Annotated in this window: 19 protein-coding genes; 6 read left to right on the plus strand and 13 right to left on the minus strand. The window is 34.2% G+C overall.

All coding sequences use genetic code 11. From position 1 onward, the window contains the following. Nucleotides 1–161 precede the first annotated feature (161 nt). Genes ACFVT8_RS08420 through ACFVT8_RS08430 form a run of 3 tightly spaced genes read left to right on the plus strand, consistent with a single transcriptional unit; the run spans nucleotide 162 to nucleotide 3030 of the window. Nucleotides 162–1163, plus strand: a complete 1002-nt coding sequence (locus ACFVT8_RS08420; RefSeq protein WP_387083160.1) for a FecCD family ABC transporter permease — start codon at nucleotides 162–164, stop codon at nucleotides 1161–1163. Next, nucleotides 1163–2218, plus strand: a complete 1056-nt coding sequence (locus ACFVT8_RS08425) for a FecCD family ABC transporter permease (RefSeq protein WP_387083161.1) — start codon at nucleotides 1163–1165, stop codon at nucleotides 2216–2218. Before ACFVT8_RS08420 ends, ACFVT8_RS08425 begins: the two co-directional genes overlap by 1 nt. Nucleotides 2219–2232: 14 nt before the next feature. Beyond that, nucleotides 2233–3030, plus strand: a complete 798-nt coding sequence (locus tag ACFVT8_RS08430) for an ABC transporter ATP-binding protein (protein ID WP_387083162.1) — start codon at nucleotides 2233–2235, stop codon at nucleotides 3028–3030. Between the two features lie 121 nt (nucleotides 3031–3151). Here the strand turns inward: ACFVT8_RS08430 and ACFVT8_RS08435 are convergent, their stop codons facing one another. The 3 genes from ACFVT8_RS08435 to ACFVT8_RS08445 all read right to left on the minus strand — a co-directional run bounded on the left by ACFVT8_RS08435 (nucleotide 3152) and on the right by ACFVT8_RS08445 (nucleotide 5319). Next, a complete protein-coding gene (locus tag ACFVT8_RS08435) occupies nucleotides 3152–3850 on the minus strand; it encodes a Type 1 glutamine amidotransferase-like domain-containing protein (protein ID WP_387083163.1) in 699 nt (232 codons plus the stop codon). A gap of 86 nt (nucleotides 3851–3936) precedes the next feature. Next, nucleotides 3937–4404: an NUDIX hydrolase gene (locus tag ACFVT8_RS08440; RefSeq protein WP_387083164.1), complete on the minus strand. Its 468-nt coding sequence runs from the start codon at nucleotides 4402–4404 to the stop codon at nucleotides 3937–3939. Between the two features lie 177 nt (nucleotides 4405–4581). Further along, entirely contained in the window at nucleotides 4582–5319 is a 738-nt protein-coding gene (locus ACFVT8_RS08445) for a polysaccharide deacetylase family protein (protein WP_387083165.1), read from the minus strand. Nucleotides 5320–5493: 174 nt separating this feature from the next. On the opposite strand from ACFVT8_RS08445, the gene ACFVT8_RS08450 reads away from it, so the two are divergent. From ACFVT8_RS08450 to ACFVT8_RS08460, 3 genes are all read left to right on the plus strand, one after another. After that, the gene (locus ACFVT8_RS08450) at nucleotides 5494–6057 is read left to right on the plus strand and encodes a hypothetical protein (protein WP_387083166.1); all 564 of its coding nucleotides are present in this window, start codon (nucleotides 5494–5496) and stop codon (nucleotides 6055–6057) included. Further along, nucleotides 6045–6377: a chaperone CsaA gene (csaA, locus tag ACFVT8_RS08455; RefSeq protein WP_387083167.1), complete on the plus strand. Its 333-nt coding sequence runs from the start codon at nucleotides 6045–6047 to the stop codon at nucleotides 6375–6377. The genes ACFVT8_RS08450 and csaA overlap by 13 nt, the downstream gene beginning before the upstream one ends. A gap of 239 nt (nucleotides 6378–6616) precedes the next feature. Beyond that, nucleotides 6617–7045 carry a GNAT family N-acetyltransferase gene (locus ACFVT8_RS08460; RefSeq protein ID WP_387083168.1) on the plus strand — a complete coding sequence of 143 codons (429 nt, stop codon included), beginning with the start codon at nucleotides 6617–6619 and terminating at the stop codon, nucleotides 7043–7045. A 558-nt stretch (nucleotides 7046–7603) separates the two neighbouring features. Here the strand turns inward: ACFVT8_RS08460 and ACFVT8_RS08465 are convergent. The 10 genes from ACFVT8_RS08465 to ACFVT8_RS08510 form a co-directional block, all read right to left on the minus strand. Continuing rightward, a complete protein-coding gene (locus ACFVT8_RS08465; RefSeq protein WP_387083169.1) occupies nucleotides 7604–7900 on the minus strand; it encodes a hypothetical protein in 297 nt (98 codons plus the stop codon). Continuing rightward, on the minus strand, nucleotides 7900–8199 hold the full coding sequence (locus tag ACFVT8_RS08470) for a DUF2089 family protein (RefSeq protein WP_387083170.1): 300 nt from the start codon (nucleotides 8197–8199) through the stop codon (nucleotides 7900–7902). The genes ACFVT8_RS08465 and ACFVT8_RS08470 overlap by 1 nt, the downstream gene beginning before the upstream one ends. Before the next feature lie 603 nt (nucleotides 8200–8802). Then, nucleotides 8803–9441 carry an O-methyltransferase gene (locus ACFVT8_RS08475; RefSeq protein WP_387083171.1) on the minus strand — a complete coding sequence of 213 codons (639 nt, stop codon included), beginning with the start codon at nucleotides 9439–9441 and terminating at the stop codon, nucleotides 8803–8805. Further along, a complete protein-coding gene (locus ACFVT8_RS08480) occupies nucleotides 9428–9793 on the minus strand; it encodes a hypothetical protein (protein WP_387083172.1) in 366 nt (121 codons plus the stop codon). Before ACFVT8_RS08480 ends, ACFVT8_RS08475 begins: the two co-directional genes overlap by 14 nt. Nucleotides 9794–10324: 531 nt before the next feature. Next, on the minus strand, nucleotides 10325–10861 hold the full coding sequence (locus tag ACFVT8_RS08485; protein ID WP_387083173.1) for a S16 family serine protease: 537 nt from the start codon (nucleotides 10859–10861) through the stop codon (nucleotides 10325–10327). A 710-nt stretch (nucleotides 10862–11571) separates the two neighbouring features. After that, nucleotides 11572–12192, minus strand: a complete 621-nt coding sequence (locus ACFVT8_RS08490; protein WP_387083391.1) for an NAD(P)-dependent oxidoreductase — start codon at nucleotides 12190–12192, stop codon at nucleotides 11572–11574. Between the two features lie 78 nt (nucleotides 12193–12270). Further along, nucleotides 12271–12663 carry a hypothetical protein gene (locus tag ACFVT8_RS08495; protein WP_387083174.1) on the minus strand — a complete coding sequence of 131 codons (393 nt, stop codon included), beginning with the start codon at nucleotides 12661–12663 and terminating at the stop codon, nucleotides 12271–12273. Nucleotides 12664–12817: 154 nt separating this feature from the next. Continuing rightward, nucleotides 12818–13102: a hypothetical protein gene (locus ACFVT8_RS08500; RefSeq protein ID WP_387224248.1), complete on the minus strand. Its 285-nt coding sequence runs from the start codon at nucleotides 13100–13102 to the stop codon at nucleotides 12818–12820. A 527-nt stretch (nucleotides 13103–13629) separates the two neighbouring features. Continuing rightward, a complete protein-coding gene (locus tag ACFVT8_RS08505) occupies nucleotides 13630–14313 on the minus strand; it encodes a DUF1963 domain-containing protein (RefSeq protein ID WP_387083176.1) in 684 nt (227 codons plus the stop codon). Further along, nucleotides 14303–14878, minus strand: a complete 576-nt coding sequence (locus tag ACFVT8_RS08510; protein ID WP_387083177.1) for a DNA-3-methyladenine glycosylase I — start codon at nucleotides 14876–14878, stop codon at nucleotides 14303–14305. Before ACFVT8_RS08510 ends, ACFVT8_RS08505 begins: the two co-directional genes overlap by 11 nt.

Consider the following 14878-nt stretch of genomic DNA (forward strand, 5'->3'; position numbering starts at 1 on the left):
TCCAATGTATATGATAGAATGTTTAAGCAGATTTAATGATAATGAGAATCACTTTCAACTACTTGAGAACGAAATTAATCATATTGTAAGAATCTATCATTGTCAATAATTTTTTAACTCTTATGCAAGCACATTCTATTAAAGGAAGAGTACAACTTTATATGATTTTAAAAAATAATTTTTCAAAAACAATTGCATTAATAGTAGGAACACTCCTCCTACTCCTTTGTATGGGAATAAGTATTGTATACGGTTATGCAAATACGTCCATTCAAATGACTATTGAATCTTTTACACAGTTTAATCATTCTAACGAGCACATTATTATTCAAAATGTTCGTATTCCAAGAGCTCTAATCGCTACATGCGTGGGTGCTTCCTTAGCTATTACAGGCGTGCTCATGCAGACATTAACGAAGAATCCTTTAGCATCGCCAGGAATATTAGGAATTAACGCTGGAGCTGGGTTTGCCGTCGTATTTGCTATGATTTTCTTCCATGTGTCAAGTTTGCAATCTTTTACATGGATTGCATTTTTAGGTGCCACAATTGCTGCTCTAGCTGTTTATGGTATTAGCTCTTCTGGACGAGATGCTGTAACGCCAGTCAAAATAACTTTAGCGGGTGCCGCAATCAGTGCATTATTTGCTTCATTCACTCAAGGATTACTAGCAACAAACGAAGCAGAACTCGAACAAGTATTGTTTTGGTTAGCTGGTTCGGTACAAGGGAGAAAACTTGAAATTCTTTTATCTGTACTTCCGTATCTAATTATTGGATGGATTGCTGCTTTGTTCATTTCTTCCAAAATGAATATTCTTGCTCTTGGAGACGATGTAGCGAGAGGTCTCGGATTACCACTAGGATTCATGAAGTTGATGGTAGGTCTTATTGTTATTTTATTAGCAGGTGGATCGGTTGCAATAGCTGGTCCTATAGGGTTTGTTGGAATTGTGGTACCCCATTTTGCGCGAAAGTTTGTTGGAACAGATCATCGTTGGCTCATTCCAATGGCTGCACTATTAGGCGGTATTCTATTATTGTTAGCCGACGTTGCAGCACGCTATATCATTATGCCTCAAGAAGTACCAGTAGGAGTAATGACAGCCATGATTGGCACACCATTCTTTATTTACCTTGCGCGAAAAGGTGGAAAAAAATAATGAAACATTTAAAAACAATACGTTTACTACAAAATAAAGTATCCTTTTTACTTGATATAAAAGCTTCCAAAAAACTTACCTTGATCAGCATTATTGCATTAGTTGTTTTTTTCTTTAGTGCCTCATTTGGTGATTCATTTATAAATCCAATAAAGGTTTTACAAGTCCTCATCGGCAATGGATCTGAGTTTGATCAATTAATTATTGTTGATTTCCGAATGCCTAGAATTTTTCTTGCTGCTTTTGCTGGAATGGCATTAGCAGTAGCAGGTGCAATATTACAGGGAATTATAAAAAATCCATTAGCCTCCCCCGATATTATCGGTATTTCTGCTGGTGGCGGAGCTGCGGTTGTTGGTTTTTTAGCTATATTTAGTGACTCTAATCATTCCTTAACAGTTAGTATTGATTGGTTACCCCTCGCAGGTTTTATCGGAGCAACTATTGTTGGACTCATTGTTTACGTATTTGCTTGGAAAGATGGTGTGACACCCACCCGTCTTGTATTAATCGGTATCGGAGTCTCTGCATTTATGCAAGCCATTACGACGATGTTGATGATTATCGGCCCCATCTATCAAGCCAGTGAAGCCAATAAGTGGATTACAGGGAGTGTCAAAAGTGCAGACTGGAGTCAAGTTCAAATTGTAGTTCCGTTGATACTAATCCTCCTACTTATCACATTTTTTATTACTCGACAATTAAATGTTCAAGAATTGGGTGATGATACGGCTGCTAGTTTAGGACAATCTGTACAAAAAACTCGATTATTCTTATTACTCTTGAGTTCAAGTCTAGTTGCGAGTGCTATTTCTTTTGCTGGAGCTATCGGTTTTGTCGGCTTAATAGCACCTCATATTGCGAGACGCATTGTAGGGCCGTCATTCGGTGTTCTAATACCGACATCTGCTGCAGTTGGTGCTTTACTAGTAATGGTAGCAGATATTATTGGACGAACTGCATTTAGTCCCTTAGAAGTACCAGCTGGGGTGTTTACAGCTGCCATTGGTGCTCCCTATTTCATTTATTTATTATTTAGAAACCCTAGAAGATAAAGGAGTCAAATTTCATGACTGAAACTTTAGAAACTAAATCACTTACCTTAAACTATGGTGATTCCAATATCATTGAAAATCTAAATTTATCTATTCCGATGAATGAAATCACTGTGCTGATTGGCGCCAATGGTTGTGGAAAATCTACACTTTTACGCTCCATTGCTCGATTATTAAAGCCAAAGCATGGATCTATATTATTGGATGGACAAGATATTTTTAAATTATCTACTAAACAAGTAGCAAAAAAACTTTCTATACTTCCTCAATCACCAGTAGCACCAGAGGGATTAACAGTACTTCAACTTGTTAAACAAGGTCGTTACCCACATCAAAGTTGGCGCAAACAATGGACAGAAAAAGATGAAGAAATAGTATTAAACGCTTTAAAAGCAACAGGTGTTGATCATTTACAGGATAAGCTCGTGGACGAGCTTTCTGGCGGTCAACGTCAACGTGCCTGGATTGCCATGACACTTGCACAGGATACAGATATTATCCTATTAGATGAGCCAACTACCTATTTAGATTTAACACATCAAATAGAAATTTTAGATCTATTATTTGAATTAAATCAACAGGAAAAACGGACAATTATTATGGTTTTACACGATATTAACTTAGCATGTCGATATGCTGACCACATCATAACTGTTCGAGACCGAGGTGTCTTTCAACAAGGAAGACCTGAAGAGATCATGACGACGACGTTAGTAAAGCATGTCTTTGATCTAGATTGTAAAATGACGGATGATCCTATTTTTGGCACACCGTTATGCATTCCTTTTGGTAAAGGGCGTAAAATCTCTTAATCATAAAATGAGATATTCCTATTGCTAAAAAACATTTAAATACACGTACCCCCCTATCTATTTCTTCTAAAAATGAAAATAAGCCTATTCAAGACAAGGAAAGTCATGAGTAGGCTTAGTACTATTTATTTCCTAAATACTCAACTGATAACTCTTGCTCATCAATATCTTTATACAAGGAGACCTTATATGCTTTACCAGTAGGTTTTGAACTAACGATTTTATGGATTTCTTGATCGATAAAATGAACTGCTACTCCATCATCAACAGCAATTCCGGATGAGAGCTTATTAGATTTAACTAAATTGTGGTAAGATGGTCTTCGATCGATTTCTCCATCATAATGAGGACAATTACTTCCTGGAAGAAAACCTAAACATGTTATCGGCTCTAAATCTCCTCCAAATGAATCTGTTATTCCTTCCTCAAACCAACAAATTGAACCAGCACTAATGCCTGTTAAAAGGATTCCCTCATGCCAAGCAGTCTTAAAAATGCTATCTAACGACCATTCTTTCCATAAAGCTAAAAGATTTTTAGTATTTCCTCCGCCAACATAAATAATATCCTTATCCATAATAAAACTTTCTAAATCTCGCGTTGGAGGAGAAAACAGTGATAAGTGGGACGGAGTACATTGTTGAGCATTAAAGAAAGAATAAAAATTTGCAATATAATTTTCTGAGTCTCCGCTTGCAGTAGGAACAAAGCAAATCTTAGGATTGGCCTTTTTAGATTGCTGTAAAATATATGTATCTAATAATGGATTATGGGGCTCCATAGAAAAGCCCCCTCCTCCTAATGTAATAATTTGTTTCATTTTCCTCACCCCTTTTTGAAAATACTGTATTTTCAAATTATATAAAACTTCTAGAGGAAACGCACCCATTAGATTAAGAATTATTTTCATTTTATTACTGGTGTAGGTATACCATTGCACCAATCCTTAATAAATGAGCATTGGTGAGGATTAAGATTAAAAGGTATTTCATTTCTCGATAAAAAGTGCAATTCACTACTTTCATCATTAATTTGTATAGTACCTTTATAATCGCTTGAGTAAAAAATTATCTGCACACTAAATACTTTATCTCCATTTGAGTACTCTGCAAAACCATTTTTACCAGAATACAATCCAAACAAAGTAATATTGTTCAGAATAAGATTAGTCTCTTCAAAGACTTCCCTTTTAACTGTCTCTTCAAAAGTCTCTCCGATTTCCAAGATGCCTCCTGGGACTCCCCAAACATCACCATCAATTCTTTTTTGTAAAAGAATACGTCCCCTATCATCTTCAATTATCGCTCCACAACCAATAGTCAATAGAGTTTCATGCCCAATCAACTGTCTCATCGTTTTAATATAATCATTCATAATTTTCACCCTCATTCCTTGTTGTAGACTTAAAGGTCTAGAAATTAGTTCAGTCTTTTAAAAGTCAAAATTATCATAACCATCCTTATTCTACTTTGTTTTTTCGAAAAAAAATGCACAGGGTTCAATAACAAAAAAGCAAGGCCCAGATTACAAAGAACTGAGCCATGCCTATATTTATTTTCCATCCTTATTACTTAATTTTTGAATCTCCAGTAGCTCCGAAATCGTTACAAATTTATATCCCTGCTCTTCAAGCTCTGGTAAGATTTTTTTCAATGCTTTAACTGTTTGCTCACGATTTCCACCGCCGTCATGAAATAACACGACACTTCCAGGCTTAGCACCTTTTAAAACAGTATTGACGATTTTCTGTTCTCCAGGACTTTTCCAATCAAATGTATCTAAATGCCATGACCACATGACAACTTTATACCCTTCTTTTGCTATTGCATCAATCATAGAATCCGTGTATTGGCCTTCAACTGGTCTAAATAAGACAGGTGCGTACCCAGTAATACCAAAAATTGTTGCATGTGTTTGTTTTATTTCTTTCATCAAATTGGAAACATTAGTTCTAAAAGGGTGCGTATATGTGTGAATGGCTAGTTCATGACCTTCTTCGTGTATACGTAAAGCAAGCTCTGGATTTTTTTCAGCATTTTCACCCACAATAAAGAATGTGGCCTTAGCATTGTACTTGTCTAATATATCTAAAATGTCAGGAGTGTACTTTTTATGAGGACCATCATCAAAGGTTAAGGCGATCACTTTTTCATCAGTATTAATATCCCACAAAATTTGTCCTGCTTCTTCGTAATACTTCCTTCCTTTATCTGCAAAGGATTTTTCATTAATAAAAAGTAAAAATATCCCGAAAAAGCATACAGCGATTAGCAGATAGTATTTCCTCAAGTTTTCACCTCCTGCAAATAATAATTATTTCTAATCATTATTATTTGAGGTTTAAACTAAAAAATGCTTAAATTTTTCTACTTTTAACTGTATATATAACCAATATCAATCCAAAAATGAATGTAAATAACTCTGCACATTCAATTCCAAAATGTTATATTAATGGGAGGGAGTGTGATTGTTCTGATAATAAAGGTAAGAGAAGAAGATTTTGATATTAATTGCCCCAGTTTAAGTCAAAAGTGTTTCGAACCACTCATTAAAATTTATAAGGTAAGAATGTCCGAAGATACTAATATCGGTGTGAAAGAACGTTTTTATGAGGAACTTTCGGAAGGCCAAAGAGCATTATTTATGTTTCATGTTTATTATAACCATATTAGTAAATCTCTTATCGAATTTTATTGGTGGAATGCTTATTTTATGGCTCAACCTAAAAGTTGGGCAGCTCTCAAAGCATGTTTTAAGTATCTTAATGATGAATCTTTTCTTTCGCTCCTTGAGAAAATTGAACAGCAACTAAAACGACATAATCACCCCACTACATTAGAGAATTTTTCAATCACTCGAGATGAATTAAATCAAAACAAAGAGCTCCAAGCATCATTTGAATCGCTATATGACATATTCGAAAATATTAATCCAGTTACTATCGCAAAAATAAATACTACGATCAAAAAAATTTACAAGAATTTATACAAATTGAAAATTAAGGAGTATTTTTTATGGCAACTATAGAAGACTTTATAAACCTTGATATTAGAATTGGCACTGTTATCCAAGCTGAGGAACTTCCGAAAGCACGGGTTCCTGCCATTAAAATGAAAATTGATTTTGGAGGAGAAATTGGAATCAAGCAATCCTCTGCCCAAATTACTAAACGCTATACGCCAGAAGGAATTATTGATAAGCAAGTAGTAGCCATCACTAATTTCCCACCTCGTCGTGTAGCAGGCTTTAAATCTGAAGTATTAGTAATAGGTGGAGTTCCTGTAGAAGGAGATGTGATTTTATTAACTCCTGATCAACCTGTACCAAACGGAACTAAAATCAGTTAAGTCTAGGATTTTGTGATAGTGTAGTGTAAAGCTATCTTGGTACTAAGGGTCACTGATGTGGCCCTCTTATTATTTCGTTTCATCTAGTACCCTCTGTTACAATTTTGATAAGAACTAATCCCCCAATTCGAGAGGATCATAGAAAATGACATTTTATTTAGAATGGTGCTACATCGTTAAAATCTTCAAATAAAAAGTAGAAAGGAGCGTGATAATGAAGAGAAAAAGGAGAGAGCATTATGAAAAACAGACAAGCAACAACTAATGACTATGAAACTATTATTAATCTTTGGGATAGATCCGTTACCAAAACCCATGATTTTTTAAGTTTAAAAGATAAGGAAGACATTAAACAGGAAATTCCTATGTATTTCCCACATCTTGATGTGAGACTATGGTTTATAGAAAATAGATTGATAGGTTTTTCAGGTACCAATAATCAGCACTTAGAAATGCTGTTTTTAGAGCCTATTGAAATAGGAAAAGGTTATGGAAAACAAATAATACAACAACTCATTAGAGATTTTAATATAAGGTCTGTTGATGTTAATAAAGATAATGCAAACGCTAAAATGTTTTATTTGAAAAATGGTTTCACAATTGTCAGTGAAGAACCAACAGATAGTTCAGGCCGCCCTTATCCAATATTACATCTTGGATTGAAGTAACAAGAGAAAAGACTATTCCCGCTGTTTAAGAATGGATACGATATGTAAATATTTTTTTGCATTACATTATTCCTGCCATATTACCCTTTGGTTTCTAATTAAATTAATAAACTTACAGCAGGAGCAAACTAAAATACTTAGAAATACATCAGATAATAAGAACAATTATGCCGTGACATCCGCTGAAGGCTTTAACTTCTTTCAGCAAATTTTTTAAGTAACGAAAGTGAAACGGCAGTTACAAATCTTTTTGTAGCGAAAGCAAAGCGTCAGCTACAATTATTTTCTGTTGCGACAGGTACAGGTGTTTGAACACCCGTTGAAAAGCATCTTAAATCAGCATTCATCTTACCATCTATAGCGGCGGGAAACTTCTGCAGGGTCACAAATGTGGCCCTTTTTATTTTTTCTGTCGTTGTTTCATTTTTTAGATATGAAACTAGAATCTTCTGAGCTTTGAATTAAGGTTTAAAAAATAATCAACTAATACATTTTATTTAAAAGCAATAGTAAGAGCATACCTTGCAATAAGTTTAATCACTCTATTTTCTGTATTCATTAACTAATATCATGTAACTTCATTTTTTCTAATTCTTTCTTTCTTTTAATTTTTAGAGATTCCCTCCCTTTAGCCCAAGTTCCTAATAAAAACACCGAACCACCAACTGCAGCCTTAATAAGTGAAGATGTATTGTCATTATCCATTCTAATGGACCACCATCCGAAAATAAAAACTAAATATAGAATAGGTACAATTGCTCCCCAGTAAACGTTTGTTCTTCTAGATAAAAAAGATTGAATTCCTATTATTACAATGGCTATTAAAATGGCTATTATCCATTTAATTGGATCCATTATTCATCATTCCTTTCGCTTTTATATTTATCAATAATCATTTTTGCCGTTTCTAAACTCAACCGTTCATCAATTACCAAATTTTTAATCATATTTACAAACTCCACGTCTTCAGTATTGCTGTTCAGTTCAATTTTTTTAATTAATGTATCTAATTTAATCCTTACTGTCGGATATGATACACCATAAATTTTAGATATATTCTTTAAAGACCCAGAATTGATAATAAATTTTCTTATAAATTCAACAGATTCTTTATCTAAAGACAAAATCCAAGATGGTACTTCATCACGGTTCATATCACCCCTCCTTTTCAATAATGTTAAACAATAATTAAATAAAATTCAAGTATTAATTAATATTATTCATTTATTTTTAAGATTATTTTAAGATAAACTGCTTTTTTCACCGGAGAAACTTTTCGTAGGGTTAATGCTAGGTTTGAATTCGCAATCAGATAAAAAGAGATCAGTGTCAGTATGGCAGGAAATATAAATCCGTATCCAATGCCTACAAGAATATAAAAATAATAAAAATAATAAAAATATAAGAAAATCAAGGGCAATAAACGAAAATAAAGAACTTCACTGCTTTATCCTATCCAATCTTACCCTCCTTGCTACTAATAAAAGTAATAATGCGTAATTTGGTTACAATCCTTCGGAAAAATTATATATACCATATACTTAAACAAAGTACCTCCTCGATCCATTTACTGTTTAGCCAATTCATTCCTCAAGATACTATACAGTTAATCGAATCATATGGAATAAAGTTACTAAATTTATTCAACTAACTTACTTCGTTAGTTGAATAGCAAACAATCTTTAAGAAAACAGCCTAATCAAAAAAAGCACTAACATGCATTCGTCCGTCAGTGCCTTCTCGTATCAATATGCTGCTTATTTCTTCACTTTTGAAAGTGTCATACCATCTCCAATTGGAATAATAATCGACTCTAATTGAGGGTGGTTCGCTACTACTTCATTGAATTTCTTCATTATTTCCGTATAACGTTTTGGTTTGGCATTTGGATCTGCCACACTTCCTGCAGCAAGCACATTGTCAGTAACTATGATTGCATCGGGATTAGCTAGCTGTACACAGTAATTTAAGTAATTTTCATAATTATCCTTATCAGCATCGATAAAGAAAAAGTCGAATCGCTCATTACTTTGGACTAGCTCTTCAAGACTTTGCAATGCAGGTCCTGTTATATATGAAACTTGTTCACCAAAACCCGCCTTCGATAAATTACTGTAAGCTAACTGTGCGTATTTTTCCTCTAATTCTAAAGAAGTTAATTTACCATCACTGCCGAAACCTCTAGCTAGACAAATTCCACTATATCCACCGAGAGCCCCTACTTCAAGAATGTTTTTAGCTCCTGTCATCGAAACAAGCATTGTTAAAAGTTTTCCCGAGGAAGCAGAAACAGAAATAGCGGGCATTCCGTTTTCTTCTATGGATGTAATGACCTCCTCTAAAATAGAGTCTTCGTTATGAAACACTGCATCAATGTAATGATTAATTATTTTCATTCAGGTTTTTCCCTTCCTCATCATGATTTAAAGATTTTTCATCATCTTCTTGACTGTCGGATGTAGCCATCGTTTCACTTTCATGTAATTCAAATAATTGTATGAATTCATTGATGACCATATCGATGGCTTTTAACTCACCCACTAATATCGGCTGAATAGATTGAAACTCTGGTTGTTCTAATTGCTGTTTAATCGTTGCTCGCTTTAGATTCATCATTTCTAAAAAAGCAATGGCTCTTCCACGTCGGAATGTTTTAGCTCCACGTTGATGAGAGCCATCTCTTCCTCTGTGACGTCCCCCACGATGATGTCCCTCTTCTCTAAATTCCTTAAATTTTTCACTTCTCATTTTCATTCTCCTCTCGAATGTATACATTTGTATACGTTTCATTTCAATTTGATTGTATACAAATGTATACACTTTGTCAATTACCTTCTCATTCACCATTATTTTACCTGAAGCACTTAAGAAATAGGTAGTATATACCAATTATAATTTTCCATTAAACTGTAAATTTCAGCCTGATTAATTTGGCGAGTGAAACTGTTTAGAAGCATGTCTTATGTGAGAGGTGGAATATTGAAGAAAAAATCCTGTTTATTATTTGTGGTATTAATTAGTTTATTTTTAGTTGGTTGTAATAATGAATTCATACAAAGCAGCCTTCAAAAACTAGTAGAATTAGATGTTATTACATTATGGCGAAATGGCAAAGAAAAATGTATGATCCGACTATTTTGGGGTAATGATTACACAATAAAGTTTTTTAAGAGAATCTGGCCTTTAAAATCTTTTTCAGGAGGTCACCTTTCATTTTTGAAGATGAATTTATTTTTTAGCCTATAGGCGAAAAGAAAAGATGTCATTAGGACGCCTTTTTCATTTAATTTTATCGTTCATCTCATTAATTAATTGAACAGCTTCATCGATATGAGACACATTCAAAATTTTCATGTTGATATTTTGCTCCTTTTGAATCTGTGCCGCTTCTTCTGCATTTTTAGAGGGGATAATCATAAAAGGTAAACCGTTTTTTTCTGCGATCAGCATTTTTTCTTTTAGTACCCCTATTGGTAAGACGTCACCCGTTTCGCTTATTGCTCCAGTCACTGCAATTGCTACATTGTTTTGTAAATCTCCTCGTATAATGAGCCCTGTTAGTGCTAGGCCTAACCCAGCACTATTTCCATCAATATTATCCTGATTAAAAAATTCATTAATACGTACATCTTCTTTACCTAGATAATGATTAACGTTGTCTTTCATTTGCTCTACTTCATTCTTCTGAAGATGAAGCCACTTTAATATTTGCTGATTTTTACTCTTATAAAGAACTAAATTCGTAATTTCAACCACATTTACAAAAGGAACTTGCTGTTTATTTAAAAGATCTTCAACAGATTGAGTACTCTCCATAAATTGAAATTCTACTCTATTTACGCCTATTAAATAGATTTCACTACCTTTGGCATGTAATGGCTCTGTGTATATGTATGCGACATGAGAAGTTCCTTCATAAAATATTAGTGGTAATTCGAAACAAAACAGCAAGAACATGATACAAGTAGCGAGCGTGATTCTTCTTTTATATATTTCGTTTCTCAGTAAGATCCGGGCTATTAATAAGATGATAAAACTAAGCAATAGTATAGCAACAAAAGAAATTCCACCTATTACATCTTGAAGATACAAAAATAAAATTCCACCATAATAAAGGAATATTAAAAAGGTAGTTACAATATAAAGCCAACTTCTTTTATGATTAGAAATATTATCCACTCCTCACTTTAATATTAGCCTATTTTCAATCTTTAGGACCTTCCATTTAATTTCACATCTTAGTTTATTAATTCCATATATCCCCTGGTAATCCTCTATATTCAAAAGTCTTATATTCAAAAAATGAATCATCTTCTATAGCCAGATCAATGTTTCAATATTTTTAATTGATTCTTACTTATTCTCCACTTTATACACATGCGAATTTTTAATTTCCTAACAAAAAAAAACGTTAACCCTTTTCGATTAACGCCCCCCTTATGCTAAACAAAGTTCTACCAACCTTTAAAACATATTTTTTCAGTCTCTTTTTGTCTCTTCTTATAATTAATTACGCGTTTGAAAATCTAATACGCAATTCCTACACGCGATTTCACAAATTCCTTACTCTGAATTTGTTGATAGGCAAACTCTGCGGTATCTGCTACAGATATTTCTACCCCACCATCCGGTAAAAAGTCTCGTTCGAAACGATAAGTTCCTGTGTATTCACCATCTGGTAAGTATGTAGGGCAGACGATTGTCCAATCAGTGTTAGATTTCTCTAATAAATGATAGATTTTATGGTGCTCCTCTGCGGCAAAGGTTGATCTTCTTTTTGATTCGCTCGATTGATAACGTAAAATACTCGGCGTCAGACGACTTTGAAGAATACCAGCTGTTCCAATAGTTATTATTCTTTTCACATGTACTTTTTCCATTGCGTCAAGAATTAGCGGCATACTTTCAGTTAATATATTTGTGCCATCTGTGTTTAATGCACTGATCACAATGTCTACATTCTTCATGACATTTTCTATATCTTGTTTTTCTAATACATTCCCTTGTACAATATGTAAATTTTCATCATTTATTTGCAGCTTATTTAGGTTACGTACGAAAGCTGTAACGCTATGTTTATCTCGTAACGCTAGGGAAACTATTTGGCTACCAACGCGCCCAGTGGCACCTAAAACTAAAATTCTCAGAATGATCACCTCTTTTCTTGATTATAGCACATAAATTTTTTGTAACTATTAGAGATCCCTAATCATCCTTTAGCGTTGCTAATGAACATCAACAAGTTTGAGATTAACGATAAACAACTGAAGATCATTATTTTCTGCAATACTGTTGACGATATTTTGGATTTCGCTTTCTGTACTTTTATCAAATTTATCTAAATTATGTAATTGTATAGTGATTACTTGATTGTTTGGAGATTCAATTAAATAGCCGATTGTACTATCTGGAAAATAGCCTGCTGCTCGTAACGCTACTATTATTTTTTGTGTAAAATTCACATTTTGTAATTTGTCACCAATTTCATCAGCATAATTTGTATCGGGATTATTTTGAACAATGGGTCTCTCAATTGAAGGCTGATTATACTTAATCAAGGCTGCAGTTATTACGATTAAGGAAAATAAAACAAAAAGGCCTTTTATTAACCCTCTCATACATTCTCTCCATTTCTTCTTTTTAATAGAATACGCTTATCTTAATGAATTAATCCCACTTTGAAATTTTACAAAACTATTAAAATTTGCCAGGCTAATTTTTTAAATAGCCTGGCAAATTGGTGTAAGGTAACGGATAAAATTCACCTTTGTCTTATTCGTTTACGATGACTTTCACAACGGGTTCTAATTTTCCTACATATGCATCTCCGAGATAATCAACATCTATAACTATAGCTTGTGGCACGAAACGTTGAATGCTTTCAATAAGACGTGCGGTATTACGTCTTTTGACAAGCTGGAAAGGTGGACCAAAATCTCTGTAAAAAGGGCAAGATATTACGAAAGTAGATAATATAAAAGCTACATTTTGTAATATTTCATCAACGCCTGTAGCATTAAAGTCAATATTGCTCGTGGCGGTCACTTGATGTGTCATCCAATCAACCTTTCTTCTACGATACGTGGAAAGTTGTAAGTATTCTTTCTTAATATGAGCTTTTCATCGAAAAAAGAGCACTTTGTTATTTATGCTAAATGCTCAAAAGTTATGAACGAAGCACACATTCACTATTGTATGTATACAATGCAATGTTCCTCTAAACCATTGCACAGTGTTAGGTTCCACACTCATCTTTGCATCTTTGATTGGATTCCACATGCTAGTCATTATTTATCTTATTAGTGCGTAATAAATTACATACAACCAACTTAAACAACCATGTATGATCGCCCATATTATTGAATGATTTACACTCCACGAAATAGTAATGGCCAATACCGAGCCAAAGCTAATACCACTCTTAATAACTGTTTTGTTTTCCATTCTCTTCACCTTCTTTACTCTCCTAATTTCGGAAGTCTGCCTCCTCATCTTCATTCCTCCTCATCAAGTCATCAATGAATGTAACATCTATTGAAGAATGCTGTATTTCCTTCTTTTTTGAACGAACGATGACCTTACTACTAATAAAAATCACAATGAACACGCCATTCATTTACTTCGGAATTAAAAAAGAAATAGAAATTTCCATTATCGACGATATTGAAATGAGCTTTCTCGTCTGAGGCAATCTGAAGTACAAACGGAAATTCCTCACCGTAATCACGACCACTTTGACAAAAAGCGGGATAGCCACCTATTTTATGAACAGCATATATTTCGTCTACGATATCATCGAAATACTCAAAATCCTCCTCGTGCTCTAGCCTCAAAATTTCATCCTCCACATCTGATGGAATCCCTCCTCCATCCCATGTCGGATAATCATTATCAATAAGTTTTGGAAGTAGTGGGAAAGAACGAATACGGTCATGCTGCCAATGTTGCTGGATTAACCCTTCTATAGATGTATATGCTCTTATTTCAAAAAAGTCGCTAAGATCATCTTCTATAAGGTGATCAAATATTTCTTCATTGATAAATAACGTTAGAAGCTCAATATTCTGCAGAGATACAGGTACAAAAGGAAGGTCCTTTAAAAATAATGTTGCTAGTGGCTGAAACCCTTGTGGCCTCTGTTCTCCAGGTAATGACCATCCTACATAGCCAATCCAGCTTTCTAGCAGGTCATGTGTGGGTCTAAACCCACCTGTTTCAAAAATCGTTGCCTGTCTCACTAGCTGTGCCTTAATATCATCAATTTCCATTAGCTGCCCCCTCTCTGCGACAAACACAATCTACGACATGATCATTAACCATCCCTGTTGCCTGCATAAATGAATAGCAAATCGTACTACCAACAAATTTAAAGCCGTCTTTTTTTAATTGCTTGCTCATTATTTCACTAATTTCTGTTGTAGCAGGTACATCTGCTATGGATGACCATTCATTGATGATTGGCTGATGATCTACAAAGCCCCAAATATATTCAGAGAAGGAACCATATTTCTCCTGTATACGTAAAAAAGCTTGGGCATTCGTCACAACACTAGCAATTTTAAGTTTATTACGAACGATGCGAGAATCCTGACGAAGCTCTTGTAGCTTGTCTTCCGTATAGAGAATGATTTTCGATGCATCGAATTGGTCGAATGCTGCTCGGTAGCCATCTCTTTTTTGTAGGATTGTCCACCAACTAAGTCCAGCTTGTGCTCCTTCTAGACAGAGCATCTCAAATAAATGCTGATCATCATAGACGGGTATACCCCATTCCTTGTCATGATACTCAACATATAAAGGTTCATCTAACTTCACCCATTCACATCTTTTCAT

This window comes from Lysinibacillus sp. NPDC058147 (assembly GCF_042884205.1).
Lineage (GTDB): Bacteria > Bacillota > Bacilli > Bacillales_A > Planococcaceae > Lysinibacillus.

Bases quoted from the DNA above. Each gene is read 5' to 3' on its own strand.
- ACFVT8_RS08420 (WP_387083160.1), top strand. From the start codon at position 162: ATGATTTTAAAAAATAATTTTTCAAAAACAATTGCATTAATAGTAGGA.
- ACFVT8_RS08425 (WP_387083161.1), top strand. From the start codon at position 1,163: ATGAAACATTTAAAAACAATACGTTTACTACAAAATAAAGTATCCTTT.
- ACFVT8_RS08430 (WP_387083162.1), top strand. From the start codon at position 2,233: ATGACTGAAACTTTAGAAACTAAATCACTTACCTTAAACTATGGTGAT.
- ACFVT8_RS08435 (WP_387083163.1), bottom strand. From the start codon at position 3,850: ATGAAACAAATTATTACATTAGGAGGAGGGGGCTTTTCTATGGAGCCC.
- ACFVT8_RS08440 (WP_387083164.1), bottom strand. From the start codon at position 4,404: ATGAATGATTATATTAAAACGATGAGACAGTTGATTGGGCATGAAACT.
- csaA (WP_387083167.1), top strand. From the start codon at position 6,045: ATGGCAACTATAGAAGACTTTATAAACCTTGATATTAGAATTGGCACT.
- ACFVT8_RS08460 (WP_387083168.1), top strand. From the start codon at position 6,617: ATGAAAAACAGACAAGCAACAACTAATGACTATGAAACTATTATTAAT.
- ACFVT8_RS08465 (WP_387083169.1), bottom strand. From the start codon at position 7,900: ATGGATCCAATTAAATGGATAATAGCCATTTTAATAGCCATTGTAATA.
- ACFVT8_RS08470 (WP_387083170.1), bottom strand. From the start codon at position 8,199: ATGAACCGTGATGAAGTACCATCTTGGATTTTGTCTTTAGATAAAGAA.
- ACFVT8_RS08475 (WP_387083171.1), bottom strand. From the start codon at position 9,441: ATGAAAATAATTAATCATTACATTGATGCAGTGTTTCATAACGAAGAC.
- ACFVT8_RS08480 (WP_387083172.1), bottom strand. From the start codon at position 9,793: ATGAGAAGTGAAAAATTTAAGGAATTTAGAGAAGAGGGACATCATCGT.
- ACFVT8_RS08485 (WP_387083173.1), bottom strand. From the start codon at position 10,861: ATGGAGAGTACTCAATCTGTTGAAGATCTTTTAAATAAACAGCAAGTT.
- ACFVT8_RS08495 (WP_387083174.1), bottom strand. From the start codon at position 12,663: ATGAGAGGGTTAATAAAAGGCCTTTTTGTTTTATTTTCCTTAATCGTA.
- ACFVT8_RS08500 (WP_387224248.1), bottom strand. From the start codon at position 13,102: ATGACACATCAAGTGACCGCCACGAGCAATATTGACTTTAATGCTACA.
- ACFVT8_RS08505 (WP_387083176.1), bottom strand. From the start codon at position 14,313: ATGGAAATTGATGATATTAAGGCACAGCTAGTGAGACAGGCAACGATT.
- ACFVT8_RS08510 (WP_387083177.1), bottom strand. From the start codon at position 14,878: ATGAAAAGATGTGAATGGGTGAAGTTAGATGAACCTTTATATGTTGAG.